The organism is Promicromonospora sp. NPDC019610 (genome assembly GCF_044389365.1).
In the GTDB taxonomy this organism is placed as follows: domain Bacteria; phylum Actinomycetota; class Actinomycetes; order Actinomycetales; family Cellulomonadaceae; genus Promicromonospora.
Window position 1 is genome coordinate 359,544 of the sequence record NZ_JBIRXX010000002.1, and the last position, 14,565, is coordinate 374,108.

The following is a 14,565-nucleotide window of genomic DNA, read 5'->3' on the forward strand; positions in this document are numbered from 1 at the left end:
CTGCCGACTCTGCGCGGCAAACTGCCGACCGCCGAGCCCAATGTCAGGGGGACTGCCGACCTCGCGGCCCTCTGTGTCACTGCCCTGACGCCGCTACGCCTTACGCCGCCGGCCTCGACGCAGCTACGCCCGACGCCGCTACGCCCGACACCGCTACGCCTGCCGCCGCCGGCCTCGACGCCGCCAGCCTCGACGACGCCAGCCCCGACGCCGCCGGCCCCGTCGCCGCCGGCCCCGACGGCGACGCCGCCGCTACGCCTGACACCGCTACGCCCGCCGCCGCCGGCCCTGACGCCGCAGCCCCCGGCACTGCTGCGCCGACGCTGGGACTGTCAGCCCTCGTTCGAGTTCCAGGGGAGGGCGTCCTCGAAGGACTGCCAGATCGAGTCGCGGACGTCCTCGGTCGTGTCCTGGACACCCTGTTCGAGGTCGTCCTGGATCTGCTCGCGCTGCTCCTGGAACGAGTCGCGCGCGTCCTGCGTGACCTGCTGCGCGTAGCCGACAACGCCCTGCACCGCGATCACGATGACCCACACCACGACGACCAGCCAGAACGGCCAGGTGCGGCCGCCGCGGCGCGAGCGCACCGCGCGCACGAGGTTGACGAGGGCCGCGGCGATGATGCCGAGCAGCGGGATGGAGAGCTCCGCCATGCGCGGCGCCCACTCCGGGTCGAGGCTCAGCGTCGCCACCGTGATGTCGCCGAGCGCGGCGAACAGCGGCAGCTCGGCGGCGCTGGGCATCGCGTCGAAGCCCGGGATCAGGCGCACGAGCTGGTAGAGCGCGATCGCGAGCAGGATCCGCGGGATCCAGCCGAGGATCGTCGCCACGGCGCCCATGCCGCCGCCGGAGCTCCGGTCGGCGCGCGCACTCCGTTCGTCGCGGGAGTCCTGGGCGTCCCGCCGCGACAGCCCCGCGGCCGGCTGCACCGGCCCTGTCGGCCGCTGCGGTGCGGGCGGCTGCTGCGGCGCGGAGGGCCGGTGCTGCACAGGCGGCTCGGACACCACGGGCGGCTGTACGGGCCCCGTCGGCCGCTGCACGGGCTGCGTGCCGGTCTGCACGGGCTGCTGCACCGGCGCCGGCGCCGTCCGGGCGGCCGTCGCTGCCGACCCCGGGCGGAACGACGGCGCGACCTGCGTCGCCTGCTGCGGGGCCTGTGCCACCCGCGGCGCGCTGCTGGTGTGCCGGCGAGGCGTGGTCGCCCCGGGGGTGCCGGGCAAGGGCAGGCCGTGACGCTGCCGGTAGGCGGCCCAGCCGTCGAACGTGTCGGAGTAGCCCTCGGGCGTGAACGCCGGGGCCCACCGCATCGCCGCCCACAGGTAGTCCTTGATCTCGGCGGGCGCGCGCCCGCCGGCCCGCTGTGGCCCGACGGCGGCCAGGTAGGTCGAGATGACCTCCTCGGCCGCGCCGTCGAACCCGTCGCCGTGCACCTGGTGCAGGCGGCCCATGAGCTGCTGGTCGTAGACCAGGTTGGTCATGGGCTCGCCCGGCTGCACGGGGTTGCTCGCGAGCACGCTGGTGGGCGCCACGGTGGCCGCCGCCGTGCTGCCCGTGAGCACCTCGGTCACCAGGCCGCGCTCGACCGTGGTGGCCCCCGCCGCGGCGAGCAGCGCCGGGTCGAGCCGGGCGCTGTCCGTGGCGAGCTGGGCCACGGTGCGCGACAGGTTGTGCAGCGGCGGGCGGTCCTCGGGCCGGTGCCGCGTCATGGCCAGGATCAGGGGCAGCAGCCGCTGGTCCACGGGCCCGACGTCGGCCGCCGTCAGGTCCCGCCCCGCGAAGTTGAGGTCGTTGGGGAGCTCGCCCGTGGCCAGGAAGATGAGCAGGAGGCCCAGGCTGTAGACGTCGGAGCGGGCGTGCGGCTTGCGCACGAACAGCTCGGGCGCCATGTACGAGATGGTGCCCGCCGCGTGCGTCGACGTCGTGGTGCCGTGGCCCTTGGCGATGCCGAGGTCGATGAGCACGTACCGGTCGGGCGCGGCGATGATGTTGGCCGGCTTCACGTCCCGGTGCAGGAAGTGCTCCTCCTGGAGCACGGCGAGGGCGTCGAGCACGTCGTCGGCCACGCGCAGCACCTCGTGCGCCGGCAGGGGGCCCTCGGCCGCCAGGCGCTGGGACAGCGTGGGCCCCGGCACGAGCTCCATCGCGAACCACGGCGTGGGCGCGTCGAGCCCGGCGGCGACGAGCTGCGGAAAACCGCGTCCGGCGAGCCGCTCCAGCAGGGCCGCCTCGCCGACGAACCGGTCCAGCGAGCCCGACTCGGTGTTGGTCAGCACCTTGAGCGCCACCTCGCCGCCCGGGCCCGTGGCGCGGTACACGTGCGCGAACCCGCCGTGGCCGAGGGAGTCACCGAGCTGGAACGGCCCGAGCACCTCGCCCGTCGCGGGGATCCGCGGCACGCCGCCGGGCATCCCGGAGCCGGTGTACCCGCCACCGGTGTAACCGCCACCGACGCCGCCCCCGGACGGCCCGGTGGGCAGCACCACCCGCGTGGGCGCGGTGGGTGGTGGGACCGTCCGCGTGGGCGCGGGCAGCGGCGGCGCCGCCCGCGTGGACGGCGTCGGCACGACGGCGGTCTGGTCGCCACCCCCGACCGGCGGTCCGGCAGGGCGTGCGGCCGTCATGCGGGTGGTCTCGTCGGACAAGCAAGGACTCCTCAGCAGCGCACCGGAACGACCGGTTGGACGTGAGAAACGCTATCAGCGTCCCGCCGCCCACCGGGGTCGGCGTGCCCGACCCGTGACCTGACCCGGTCAGCCGTTCCCGCCGGGCAGGGCGTTCTCGAGCTGGTCGCCGATGCTCTCCTCGACGCTGTCCGTCGCGTTCTGCTGGGCGTCCTCGACGCTCTTGTCGATCTCCTCCTGCACCGAGTCCTTCGCGTCCTGCTTGGCGTCCTCGATCTCCTGGTCCACCGTGTCCTGGACGTCCTGCTTCACGTTCTCGGTGGCGTCCTGGGCGTAGCCGACGATGCCCCCGACGGCGAACACGACGATCCAGGCGACGATCGCCAGGCCGTACGGCCAGATCGCCAGCGACGTGTTCAGCGACCGGATCGTGTTGAACAGGCCTGCGAGCGCGATCCCGAGCACCGGGATGGTCATGTTCGCGGCCTGGTCCGACCACTCGGGGTCGAGGTTGAGCATGCCGAGCACACCGTCGCCGATCCCGCGGAACAACGGGAACTGCGAGACGTCGGGCATGACGTCGAACCCGGGGATCAGCCGGATCAGCTGGTACACGCTCAGCGCGAGCAGGATCCGCGGGATCCACGCCAGGACGGCGCCCGCCGTCGCGCCGCCCCCGCCGGAGTCGTCGTCGCGGCTGCGGCGCTGCGGCGTCGGTTGGCCGGACTGCGGGCCGAAACCCTGCTCGAACGGGTTGGGCGGGCCGGCCTGCCCCTGCTGCTGGCCCGGGTAGCCGCCCTGCTGCCCGTAACCCTGCTGGCCCGGCTGGCCGTAGCCCTGCTGGCCCGGCTGCCCGTACCCCTGCTGCCCGGCCTGGCCCGGCTGGCCGTATGCCGCGGTCTGCCCGTATCCCTGCTGACCCTGTCCGTAGCCGGGCTGCTGCCCGTACCCCTGCTGGCCCTGCCCGTAGCCGGGCTCGCCCGGAAAGGCGCCGGGGGCCTGGACCTGCGTGGGCTGCTCGGTCTCGTAGGGCCGGTACGGCCGTGCGGGCGGCGGCGTCGCCGACCGGTAGTCACGCTGCGCGCCCGCCGGGGGCAGGAGCTGCGTGGACTCGTCGACGGCGGAGGCGCCGCGCGGGGGCGGCATCACCTGCGTCGACTCGTCGATCGGAGAGGCACCGCGCGGCGGCGGCATGAGCTGCGTCGACTCGTCGACGGGGGAGCCACCCCGGTTGCCCGGGACCCGCTGTCCGGCGCCGTCACCCGGTGCGAATGCGCTGATCCGCTGGGTCGCGTCATACGATGACGGAGCGCCTGGCTGTCCCGGACGAGCCGGTGGTCGCTGGATCTGCGTCGGGTCGGCCGCCGGAGGAATTCGGCGGGTGGGCTCGTCGGACACGCAAGGGCTCCTCGGTTGTGGTCCCGGTTTCGACACCTGTTTGCGCGAGAACCTACCAGGTGGGGTGAATGCCCCGTTGGGGTGGCCAGCGGGCCGATCATGGCCGACGCTTGCTCTCGGGGGCGAACCCACGCTATGCCGCCTGCCCAGGAACTTCGGAGGAAACGCATGAGCTCTGACACCGTGCCACGCTGGCCTCGGATCGACGCGATCGTCCGTGAGGACGGCTCCGGGGAGGTGACGATCGACGGGACGTTCCATCCGATCGCCACCGGCAGCCTGGAGGAGGCACGGGTGGAGGTCCTGCGCCGGGTGACGGAGAACGCCGTACAGATCGGCCGGCCCGTGCGGGCTTCCGCGACCGGCCCGGAGGGGCTCTGGAACCTGATCGTGCACCCGGACGGGACCGTGGTGCCGGAGGAGGACGAGCTCGCGTCGGCGACGTCGCCGACGCAGGCGCCGTCCGCCTCCCCGCTGCCCGAGCCGCTCCCGGAGCCTCGGTCCGAGCCGGAGCCTCTGTCCGAGTCGGCGGCCGGGCCGGGAACGATCCCGGCTTCCGCGTTCGAGGGCGTGCCGGTCGCGGACCTGCCCCCGAACGGCGACACCCCGGCCGAGCCGGCCGACCCGATCGACACGGACACGGTGCGCCGCGCCCCGCGGGCGCCCGAGGGGTCGAACGGCGTCGGCGCGCCGTCCGTCCAGGAACCCCCGGCGTTCTCGCCGGAGGCCTCGGCGTTCGCGCCGGATCCCGCGGAGCACCTGCCGGCCCCGGGCGTCGCGCCCACCATCCCTCTTCCGTCCGAGGGCGCGCACGCGGCCGGCGACCAGGACGTCGCCGAGTGGGTCCGCGAGAACGCGGCGCAGGACCTCCCGGGCGGTAGCCCCGACGGCGTCCCGGGCGGCATGCCCGGCGACCTCGCGAGCCCGCGCCCGGCGCCCGCGACCGGGGCACCCGTGACCGGGACGCCCGCGGCCGACCACACGCGTCCGGACGACGGGCTCTCCACGCCGCCGTCCGGCCCCACGCGCGTGGTCGAGGGCGACGCACCACGCTCGCGCCGCGAGGCGCGGCAGTCGTTCCTCACGCACCAGCAGGACGAGGACCCGGCCACGCAGGGTTTCCGCGGGATGCTGACCCGCATGGGCATCCGCGTGGGCCCGAGCGAGTCGGAGCGGGCCGAGCGGGCCGACGAGCGGGCGGTGAGCCAGCACTGGCCCGGCCCCCGCACCATCTCGATGGTCAACGGCAAGGGCGGCGCAGGCAAGACGCCGTCCACGGTGCTGCTCGCGGCGGTCTTCGCGCAGTTCGGCGGCGCGGGCGTGGTCACGTGGGACAACAACCAGACCCGCGGCACCCTGGGCTGGCGCACCGAGCAGGGCCCGCACGAGTCCACCCTGCTGGACCTGCTGCCGCAGACCGACCGCCTCCTGGGCCCGTCGGCGCAGGCGGCCGACCTCGCGCGCTACGTGCACCACCAGACGCGCGACCGGTTCGACGTGCTGCGGTCCAAGCCGATAGCGATGGCCAACGAGCAGCGCATCGAGCCGCAGGACGTGGACGCGATCCACTCGGTGCTCTCGAAGTACTACCGGATGATCCTCATCGACTCCGGCAACGACGAGTCCGACCCGATGTGGCAGCGGATGATCGACCTGACCGACCAGCTCGTGGTCGCCACCACGACACGCGACGACCACGCCGAGGCCGGGGCCCTGCTGCTGGAGGCGCTCGGCACCCGCGACGGCCGGTCGGCGTACCTGGCGCAGCAGTCGGTGGTCGTGGTGAGCCAGGCCGACCCCAAGGAGTCGTCGGGTGAGCTGGAGAAGGTCGCCGACGGGTACCGGGCGCTGGCCCGCGAGGTCGTCACCATCCCGTTCGACCCGGCCATGGTCGACGGGCACCTGCGGTACGGCGCCCTGCGACCGGAGACGCGGCGCGCCTGGCTGGCCGCGGGCGCCGCCGTGGCCGGCGGGCTGTAAGCGAGCCTCGAACGACGTCCGGCCCCCCGCCCGTCAGCGGGCGGGGGGCCGGACGTCGTCGTCGTTCCGGGCGGCTCAGGCCGGGAAGAGCCCGAGGAACTGGTACCAGACCGCCATCGTGTCGTAGCCCATCTCGTTCAGCAGCGCCCACACGATGCCGACGACGGCGTACAGCGAGACGGGGATGAGGAAGATCCACTCCCGGACCGAGCCGGCGTCGCCCAGGATCGGCAGCGACAGGTTGCCGCCGGAGCGCCAGATCATGTCGAGCTCCAGGCCGCGCCCGTCGCGCATCCAGCGGGGGCTGCGGAACTTCAGCGGCCACAGCAGCGGCACGCCGTTGGTCGTGATCATGTCGCCCAGGATGTGCACGGTGCAGCCGAGCGCCACGCTGAACGGCATCCAGAACCATTCCTCGGGCGCGAAGATCGCGATGAGCACCGCCAGCGTGATCGACGTCGTCCACGGCAGGATCTTCGTGTCGCGCGTGATCTTCAGCGCCTTGAGCGCGAACGCGACCAGCAGCACGCACATGATGCCCGGCCCGATCAGGATGGCGCCGACCTGTTCGTTGCCCGTGTCGATGCTCAGGAAGCTGAGCCCCCAGGCGATGGCCGTGAACACGGCGATGCCGAGGATCGAGTGCGTGCCCTTGCGGTGCCCGCCCGAGACCGTCTCGATGACCTTGACCACGGCGTTCGAGACGGGCTTGAGCGAGTTCGCGATCGTGCCGGAGTGATGGTCGGCATCCGGCAGGAGCGCGGCTCCCGCACAGACGAGGGCGCCGGCGACGACGCCGGCGTCCGTCACGGGGTACCAGCCGAACGCGATCGGCGTCGACGCCGTGACCGCTACCCAGGCCGCGGCTCCCGTCGCGGCGTGGTTGCCTCCCATCATGGTGGTGTGCGCTCCAGTTCCCGGGGGTCACCCCGAATCGGCAGTTTGGCCTTCTGACCAGGTCGTTCCTGGCCGGGGCACACCCTAGCGCGGGCTACCGACACAGAGCTGGAGGAGCACGCCGCGCGTGCCGTGCCTCGGTACGGTCAGGCGCCCGTCACGTACGCGTAGTGGTGGAAGTGCTGGTCGCGCACGAAGCCCTCCGACTCGTACAGGCCCTGTGCGGCGACGTTGTCCCACGCGGTGGCCAGCGAGACGCGGATGGCGCCGGCGTCCTTCGCGCGGCGGCAGGTCTCCTGCACCAGGGCGCGCGCCGCGCCCGTCCCGCGGGCCCCGGGGGCGACGAAGAGGTCGTTCAACACCCACGACCGGCTCAGGCTCACCGACGACCACGTGGGGTAGCTCTGGGCGAACCCGACCACCTGGGCGGGCTCCGCCGGGTCGCCGCCCTCCGCGGCCACCTCCGCGACGAGCAGCACGCTGTCGCCCGCGTCGCGGCGGGCGGTCAGGTAGGCCCGCGCCTCGGCGTCGGGTACCTCCTGCTCGTAGAACCGCAGGTACTGGCGGAACAGGTCGACCACGAAGTCGACGTCTTCGTCGGTCGCAGGACGCACATCAACAGACACGCACGTGATCATGTCAGGCAGACCGGGGTGGGCGCCATGACCTCCCGCGATACCGAAACCGGTACAGAACTGGTAAAGGGTGGCGGCCGAGGAACACGCCGGACCCCGCGACGGTTGACCAAGGCGATGAACACCCAGCCACGCTTGTCCGTCCTTGACCTCGTGCCCGTCCGCTCGGGCCAGACCAGCGCCCAGGCCCTGTCGGCCTCGCTCGACCTGGCGGCGCTCGCCGACCGGCTCGGCTACGAGCGCTACTGGTTCGCGGAGCACCACAACATGGCGGCGGTCGCCGCCTCGTCGCCGCCGGTCATGATCGCCGCGGCGGCCGCGCGGACCTCCCGCATCCGGGTGGGCTCGGGCGGCGTGATGCTGCCGAACCACGCCCCGCTCGTGGTCGCGGAGCAGTTCGCGGCGCTGGAGGCCGTGGCCCCCGGCCGCATCGACCTCGGCATCGGCCGCGCCCCGGGCAGCGACCCCGTGGTCACCTCCCTGCTGCGCGCCACGGGTCCGACGGCGGACGTGGACCGCTTTCCGCAGCACGTCACCGACATCCTGAGCCTGATGGGGCCCGACGGCGCCCGCCTGCGGCTGGTCTCGGGTGACATCTACGACGTGCGCGCGACGCCGGCCGCCGGCAGCGTGCCGACCGTGTGGCTGCTGGGCTCCAGCGACTACTCGGCGCGCCTGGCCGCCGAGCTCGGGCTGCCGTACGTGTTCGCGAACCACTTCTCCGGACAGGGCATGGACCAGATCCTGGCTCTCTACCGGGACGGTTACCGGCCCTCGCCGGAGCACCCGGAGCCGCGCACGTTCGTCACGGTCAACGCGGTGGCCGCGCCGACGGCGGACGAGGCCCACGACCGCGCCCTGCCGCAGCTGCGGCAGATGGCCCGGCTGCGCTCCGGCCAGAAGCTCGGGCCGCTGGAGACCGTCGAGGAGGCGCTGCGCGCCTCGGCCGACGAGCCCGCCGACGGCATGATCGCCCAGTCGATCGAGGCGATGCGGACCCGCTGGCTGATCGGCGACGCCGAGCACGTGGCGGCCGAGGTGCGGGGACTGGCCGAGCGGCACGGCGTCGAGGAAGTCATGCTCGTGCCGGTGGCCGGATCGCGCGACGACGAGCCGCTGGACGCGACGTTCGGGCGCTCGCAGACGCTGGAGCTGGTGGCGGGCGCGCTCGGCGCCTGACGTCGCCGTGTGCCGGACGGCACGACCGAGCAGGGCACGGGGTGCCGGATCCGAGGATCCGGCACCCCTTCTTGTTGCCCGGGCTTGTCCCGGCGGGGGAGCGGGTGCATAGTGGAAGTGGTCAACCAACTGGTTGGTTGCCCCGTCCCCACACCGGAGCCGACACCGGCACCGAGACCCGAGGAGCCCCATGTACACCGTGCCCGACCAGACCGGCCGCACCGTCGTCGTCACCGGCGCCAACAGCGGCACCGGCCGCGAGGCCGCCCAGCGCCTGGCGGCCGCCGGCGCCCACGTGATCCTCGCCGTCCGCAACCCGGACAAGGGCGCCGACGCCCTCGCCGAGGTCCTCGCGACCCGGCCCGACGCACGGGCGGAGGTGCGGCTGCTGGACCTCGCCGACCTCGCGTCGGTCCGGGCCTTCGCCGACGGGCTCGGGCGTGACCTCGACCGCCTCGACACCCTGGTGAACAACGCGGGCGTGATGGTCCCGCCCCAGCGGTACGAGACGGCCGACGGCCACGAGCTGCAGTGGGGCACCAACTACCTCGGCCCGTTCGCACTGACCAACCTGCTCCTCCCGCTGCTCCTGGCGGCGCCCGCGCCGCGTGTCGCCACCATGACCTCGGGCGTGGCCAACCGGGGGACCATCGACTTCGGCGACCTCGACTGGGAGCGCCGCCCCTACCGGGCCTGGGCCGCCTACGGGCAGTCCAAGCTCGCCGACCTGCACCTGGCCCGACACCTCGCGCACCTGGCCGCGGGCCGGGGCTGGGCGCTGGTGAGCACCGCGGCGCACCCCGGCTTCACCCGGACCAACCTCCAGGTCACGGGACCGAGCATGGGCAAGGAACGGCAGGTGCGCTGGTCCCCGGGCTCGCTCCTGCCGTCGATGGACGCCCCGGAGGGGGCCGGCTCGATCCTGCTGGCCGCCGCCGACCCGGGCGCCCCGTCCGGCGCCTACTACGGGCCGCGGTTCGGCCTCGTCGGCGAACCCCGCCCGGCGCGGCTCAACCGGCGCATGCGGGACGACGCGACGGCGGCACGCCTCTGGTCCGTCGCCGAGGAGATCACGTCGACCACGGTCCCGGCCCGGTGACCGGCGCCGTGCTCGGGGGCAGGCGGGTGCCCGTCCCGGACCAGACCGGGCGCACCGTGGTCGTCACGGGGGCCAACAGCGGTACGGGTCGTGCGGCCGCGCGGCGGTTCGCGGCCGCCGGCGCCCGGGTGGTCCTGGCGGTGCGCAACCCGGCGAAGGGGGCCGACGCGCTGGCGGAGATCCGGGCGGCGTGGCCGGAGGCCCGGGCCGAGGTGCGGGTGCTCGACCTCGCCGACCTCGCGTCGGTCCGGGCCTTCGCCGACGGGCTCGGGCGCGACGCCGGCCACCTCGACACGCTGGTCAACAACGCGGGCATCTCGATCCCGCCGGAGCGGTACGCGACGGCCGACGGCCATGAGCTGCAGTGGGGCACCAACTTCCTGGGCCCGTTCGCGCTGACCAACCTGCTGCTGCCGCTGCTCCTGGCCGCACCCGCGCCGCGCGTCGCCACGATGTGCTCGTACGCCGCGAACCAGGGCCGGATCGACTTCGACGACCTCGACTGGGAGCGTCGGGAGTACCGGCCGCTGCCCGCCTACGCCCAGTCCAAGCTGGCCGACCTGCACCTCGCGCGGCACCTCGCCGAGGTGGCCGGACGCCGCGGCTGGCCGCTGGTCAGCACAGCCGCCCACCCCGGCCTGACGCGCACGAACCTCCAGGTCACCGGCCCGAGCATGGGCAAGGACGAGCCGGTGCGCTGGGGGAGCGGGCTGCTGCCGATGGCAGACCCGGAGGACGGCGTCGGCGCGCTGCTGGTGGCCGCCACCGGGCACGACGTCGTCCAGGGGGCGTACTACGGGCCCCGGTACGGGCTGGCCGGGCCGCCGCGGCGGGCACTGCTCAACCGGCGCATGCGGGACGACGCGACGGGGGCCCGGCTGTGGGCCGTCGCGCAGGAGGTCACGTCCACGGCCCTGCCGGCGGCCCGGAGCTAGGCTGGGCGACATGCCCACCCCCCGTGCCGACGTCGGACGCGCCGCGACACCGACGCGCATCCTGGAGGCCGCCGCCGAGGAGTTCGCACGGTACGGGCTCGCCGGTGCGCGCGTGGACCGGATCGCGGAGGGGGCGTCGGCCAACAAGCAGCGCATCTACGCGTACTTCGGCGGCAAGGAGGCGCTGTTCGACCAGGTCGTGAGCGCGCGGATCCTCGACCTGCTGGACGCCGTGCCCTTCACCGCCGACGACCTGCCCGGCTACGCCGTGCGCCTGTTCGACTTCACGGTGGGCCACCCCGAGCTGGTCCGGCTGCTGCTCTGGCACACGCTGGAGCGGCCGGGCCTGCTCGGCGCCCTGGAGCGGTCGGCGACGTCGAGCGCGGCCAAGGTCGAGGCGCTGCGCGACGTCCAGGCGCGGCACCCCGGCCGGATCGACGCCACCGTGCCGGCCGACCGGCTGCTCGGCCAGGTGCTCGCCGTGGTGCACGGCTCGGTGCTCACCGTGGGCGGGATCCTCGCCGTCCCGGAGGGCACGGAGGCGGCGGACGACGTGCGCGCCGACGTCCGCCGCGCCGTCACCCGGATCGCCGCCCCGGCGCCGTCGGCGTAGCTCACGCGGCGTGGCTCACGCGGCGTGGCTCGCGGCAGGGTCAGAAGCCCCGGGCGAGCGCCGCGCCCGCGGCGAGCCACGCCCGGCGTGTCTGCGGGCGCAGGGCGCGGTAGACGAGCTGGCCGTCGACCATGGCGGGGTCGAACGGGACGGTGACCACCTCCCGCGCCAGCGAGCGGTACCCCTGGGCGACGCGGCGCAGGTCGGCGGGCGTCGCCTTGGGGTCCGACTGGCTCACCACGACCACAGCCTTGCGGGCCAGGTCCGCCATGTGCTCCCCGCGGTTCGCCAGCGCCTCCAGCAGCAGCGCGCCCGCCTCGGCGTGGTCGTCGCGGGTGCTGGTGGCGACCACGAGCTGGTCGGTGTGGTCGATCATGCGCAGCCACATCGGGTCGGACTCGTCGTTGCCGGAGTCGATGAAGATCATCCGGTAGTACTTGGAGAGCACCGCGTGGATCGCGTCGACGTCCTCGGACGAGATGCGCTGCTCGTGCGCGAGCGCCATCGGCTTGGACCGCAGCACGTCGAACCGGTCGCGCGACTGGTGGTGCACGAACCAGGCGAGGTCGGCGAGCTGCGCCGTCGGGCCCAGGAAGTGCTCGGTCTGCGGGATCAGGTCGAGCAGGGTCGCCTCGTGCGGGCCCTGCTCGGTGCGCCAGCCCAGCGTGCCGCGCGTCTGGTTGTTGTCCCACGCGACGACGCCGGAGCCGCCGTGCGAGGAGAAGACCGCGGAGAGGAGCACCGTGGCCGGCGTCTTGCCGGCACCGCCCTTGCCGTTCACGATCGAGATCGTGCGCGGACCGGGCCAGTGCTGGCTCACCACCTGCTCGTCGGCGCGCTCGGCCCGCTCGGTCTCGCCGGGGCGCACCCGCAGCCCGACCCGCGCCAGCACGCCGCGCACCCCCTGGGTGGCGGGCTCGTCGAGGCGGTCCTGCACGAGGAAGGACGACCGGCGGCTGTCGCGGCGTCCGCCGTCGTGCCCGGGGCCGCCCGGCACGAAGAACTGGTCCGGGTCCGGGGCCGAGGGGCCGAATCCGGCCGTGCCCTGCGGGCCCGGGGCCCGAGGTGCCGGCTCCTGCTGCGGCGGGCCGTGCTGCGGCCCGCCCTGCGGCGCCTGGTTCTGCGGTGCGGAGCCCTGCGAGCCGCGCGGGTCCTGCGGGGGAGTCTCCGGCGGGAAGCCCTGCTGGCCGACGCCGCTCGGAGGGGCGGCGTGCTGGCCCGCCCCGTGCTGCCCGACGTCCTGCTGGTCGGCATGGCCCATGACACTCGTCCGCTGCGGCACCGCGGCCTGGACCGCCTGCGCGGCCCCCGCGCCGCCGTCCTGCACCACCCTGCCGTCAGGGTGGACGGTCAGGCCGGTGGGTCCCTCGGGGCCGAGCGCCTGGACCTCGACCGCGACCCCGATGCTCGCCGAGTACTCCATGACGAGGCGCATGACCTCGCTGCGGGCCTCGCCCAGGCTGTTCCGGTAGACGGGCACCGTCTGGCCGTTGATCGTCACCTGGCCCGATCCGTCGTCACGCACGACCACATCGGCGCGCGGCCACCCCGCGGTTTGGACGCTCACTCGCGTGCTCCCCTTCTCCGGTCGCCGGACATCGTCGTGGCGAGTTCATGAACGCGCACAGGGTACCGGCCGCTTTCACCCGTCATGTTTCGGCGCCGAACCACCGGCGCACGTGGTCCAGCAGGTCCTGTTGGTCCGCGCCCACCCAGGCCACGTGGCCGTCGGGCCGGAGCAGGACGGCGGGCACGTCCAGCGCCGCGTCGGGGTCGGCCACGTGGTCGACCCGGTCGGTCCACCCGTCGACCGTGAGCCGGCCGGTGCGGTCCAGCAGCAGGCCGCGGCCGGTACGCAGGAGCTCGTAGAGCCGGCCCTGCCGCAGGCCCACGTCGGGCAGGCGCCGCCCGAGCAGCGGGTGCCCGGCGCCGAGGTCGTAGCGGACGCCGGTCGCGGTGACCTTCTCCACCAGGAGCCGGCGCACGTCCTCGAGCCCCATCAGCTCGGTCAGCAGGCTCCGTACGGCCCGCGGGCCCGGCTCGGGGGAGAGCAGCACGTGCTGGGCGCGGGTGTTGTCCAGCACGTCGGCGGCCACCGGCCGGCGCTCGGCGGCGTAGGTGTCCAGCAGCCCGTCCGGGGCCTGGCCCGTGACCTCGGCGGCCAGCTTCCAGCCCAGGTTGAACGCGTCCTGGACCCCGAGGTTGAGCCCCTGCCCGCCGTAGGGCGGGTGGACGTGCGCGGCGTCCCCGGCGAGCAGCACGCGGCCGGCGCGGTAGCGGTCGGCGAGTCGGGTGGCGTCGCCGAAGCGGGACAACCAGCGCGGCGAGTGCGCGCCGAAGTCGGTGCCGGCGAGCGTGCGCACCTGCTGCCGCAGCTCGTCCAGGGTGGGCGGGACGGCGCGGTCCTCGGCCACACCGTCGGCGGGCGCGCCGAGCCGGTAGAGGCCGTCGCCGAGCGGCATGGCACCGAAGTCGTTGTAGGTCTTGCGCACCTCCGCGACGGCCGCGGCGATCGTCTGGGCGGGTGCGGTCAGCTCCACCTCGCCCAGCAGGGTCTCGTGGGTGCTGGGCTCGCCGGGGAAGCCGATGCCGAGGAGCTTGCGCACGGTGCTGCGGCCGCCGTCGCAGCCCACGAGGTACCGCGAGCGCAGGCGTGTGCCGTCGGCCAGCTCGGCGGTCACCCCGTCGTCGTCCTGGCTCAGCCCGGTGACCTCGTGGCCGTACCGGATCTCGACGCCGAGCTCGGCGGCGCGCTCGCGCAGCAGAGCCTCGGTGACGGGCTGCGGGATGGCGAGGACGAACGGGTACGGGGTGTCCAGCCCGGCGGGCGTGGGCCCGGCGATGCCCGCGAAGCCGCCGACGGGGTACTGCTGGCCCAGCGGCAGGAACCGGTCCAGCAGGCCGCGCTGGTCCAGGATCTCCAGGGTGCGCGCGTGCAGGCCGAGCCCGCGGACCACCTTGGTCGGCTCGGTGTCCTTCTCCAGGACGAGCACCCGCACGCCGCGCAGCCGCAGCTCGCCGGCCAGCATCACGCCGGTGGGGCCGCCGCCGGCCACGAGCACGTCGGTCGTGTTCGTGCGGGCCATGCTCGTGTCGGCCGTGTCGGAGTCGGTGATGTTCACGTCGGTCACCAGAACCTCGTTTCGTCAGGCGCCAAGAACCGGCGACGGCCGACGATTCTGCGCCCCCACGGGCCCCTTGCCGCAAG

At 74.5% G+C, this 14,565-nt stretch carries 11 protein-coding genes; 5 read left to right on the forward strand and 6 right to left on the reverse strand.

The genetic code is table 11. The features are described 5' to 3' along the window. Positions 1-332: 332 nt before the first annotated feature. Together ACH45N_RS13205 and ACH45N_RS13210 are read right to left on the reverse strand one after the other, a co-directional pair. Positions 333-2,642 carry a serine/threonine-protein kinase gene (locus tag ACH45N_RS13205; RefSeq protein ID WP_397394479.1) on the reverse strand — a complete coding sequence of 770 codons (2,310 nt, stop codon included), beginning with the start codon at positions 2,640-2,642 and terminating at the stop codon, positions 333-335. Between the two features lie 108 nt (positions 2,643-2,750). After that, positions 2,751-3,770 carry a hypothetical protein gene (locus ACH45N_RS13210; RefSeq protein ID WP_397394481.1) on the reverse strand — a complete coding sequence of 340 codons (1,020 nt, stop codon included), beginning with the start codon at positions 3,768-3,770 and terminating at the stop codon, positions 2,751-2,753. Positions 3,771-4,187: 417 nt separating this feature from the next. On the opposite strand from ACH45N_RS13210, the gene ACH45N_RS13215 reads away from it, so the two are divergent. Then, positions 4,188-5,999, forward strand: a complete 1,812-nt coding sequence (locus ACH45N_RS13215) for a hypothetical protein (RefSeq protein WP_397394483.1) — start codon at positions 4,188-4,190, stop codon at positions 5,997-5,999. A gap of 75 nt (positions 6,000-6,074) precedes the next feature. On the opposite strand, the gene ACH45N_RS13220 is transcribed toward ACH45N_RS13215, so the two are convergent. Further along, positions 6,075-6,893: a metal-dependent hydrolase gene (locus ACH45N_RS13220; RefSeq protein ID WP_397394485.1), complete on the reverse strand. Its 819-nt coding sequence runs from the start codon at positions 6,891-6,893 to the stop codon at positions 6,075-6,077. A gap of 149 nt (positions 6,894-7,042) precedes the next feature. Further along, complete coding sequence (locus tag ACH45N_RS13225; protein WP_397394487.1) at positions 7,043-7,522, reverse strand: GNAT family N-acetyltransferase; 480 nt, start codon at positions 7,520-7,522, stop codon at positions 7,043-7,045. Positions 7,523-7,648: 126 nt separating this feature from the next. Here ACH45N_RS13225 and ACH45N_RS13230 point away from each other — a divergent pair, with 126 nt between their 5' ends. The 4 genes from ACH45N_RS13230 to ACH45N_RS13245 all read left to right on the forward strand — a co-directional run bounded on the left by ACH45N_RS13230 (position 7,649) and on the right by ACH45N_RS13245 (position 11,357). Next, positions 7,649-8,710, forward strand: coding sequence for an LLM class flavin-dependent oxidoreductase (locus ACH45N_RS13230; RefSeq protein ID WP_397394489.1), 1,062 nt, complete (start codon positions 7,649-7,651; stop codon positions 8,708-8,710). 190 nt (positions 8,711-8,900) lie between these two features. Beyond that, complete coding sequence (locus tag ACH45N_RS13235) at positions 8,901-9,809, forward strand: oxidoreductase (RefSeq protein ID WP_397394491.1); 909 nt, start codon at positions 8,901-8,903, stop codon at positions 9,807-9,809. Beyond that, positions 9,806-10,744 carry an SDR family oxidoreductase gene (locus ACH45N_RS13240; protein ID WP_397394493.1) on the forward strand — a complete coding sequence of 313 codons (939 nt, stop codon included), beginning with the start codon at positions 9,806-9,808 and terminating at the stop codon, positions 10,742-10,744. Before ACH45N_RS13235 ends, ACH45N_RS13240 begins: the two co-directional genes overlap by 4 nt. A 10-nt stretch (positions 10,745-10,754) precedes the next feature. Beyond that, complete coding sequence (locus tag ACH45N_RS13245; protein ID WP_397394495.1) at positions 10,755-11,357, forward strand: TetR family transcriptional regulator; 603 nt, start codon at positions 10,755-10,757, stop codon at positions 11,355-11,357. Positions 11,358-11,397: 40 nt separating this feature from the next. Here ACH45N_RS13245 and ACH45N_RS13250 read toward each other — a convergent pair whose 3' ends face one another. Next, positions 11,398-12,882, reverse strand: a complete 1,485-nt coding sequence (locus ACH45N_RS13250) for an ATPase (RefSeq protein WP_397394497.1) — start codon at positions 12,880-12,882, stop codon at positions 11,398-11,400. A gap of 124 nt (positions 12,883-13,006) precedes the next feature. Beyond that, positions 13,007-14,443, reverse strand: coding sequence for a rifampin monooxygenase (gene rox, locus ACH45N_RS13255; RefSeq protein ID WP_397397447.1), 1,437 nt, complete (start codon positions 14,441-14,443; stop codon positions 13,007-13,009). Positions 14,444-14,565 lie beyond the last annotated feature (122 nt).

Excerpts from the sequence above, each read along its gene's own strand:
- rox (WP_397397447.1), bottom strand. The coding sequence starts at position 14,443 with ATGGCCCGCACGAACACGACCGACGTGCTCGTGGCCGGCGGCGGCCCC.
- ACH45N_RS13245 (WP_397394495.1), top strand. The coding sequence starts at position 10,755 with ATGCCCACCCCCCGTGCCGACGTCGGACGCGCCGCGACACCGACGCGC.
- ACH45N_RS13235 (WP_397394491.1), top strand. The coding sequence starts at position 8,901 with ATGTACACCGTGCCCGACCAGACCGGCCGCACCGTCGTCGTCACCGGC.
- ACH45N_RS13220 (WP_397394485.1), bottom strand. The coding sequence starts at position 6,893 with ATGGGAGGCAACCACGCCGCGACGGGAGCCGCGGCCTGGGTAGCGGTC.
- ACH45N_RS13215 (WP_397394483.1), top strand. The coding sequence starts at position 4,188 with ATGAGCTCTGACACCGTGCCACGCTGGCCTCGGATCGACGCGATCGTC.
- ACH45N_RS13230 (WP_397394489.1), top strand. The coding sequence starts at position 7,649 with ATGAACACCCAGCCACGCTTGTCCGTCCTTGACCTCGTGCCCGTCCGC.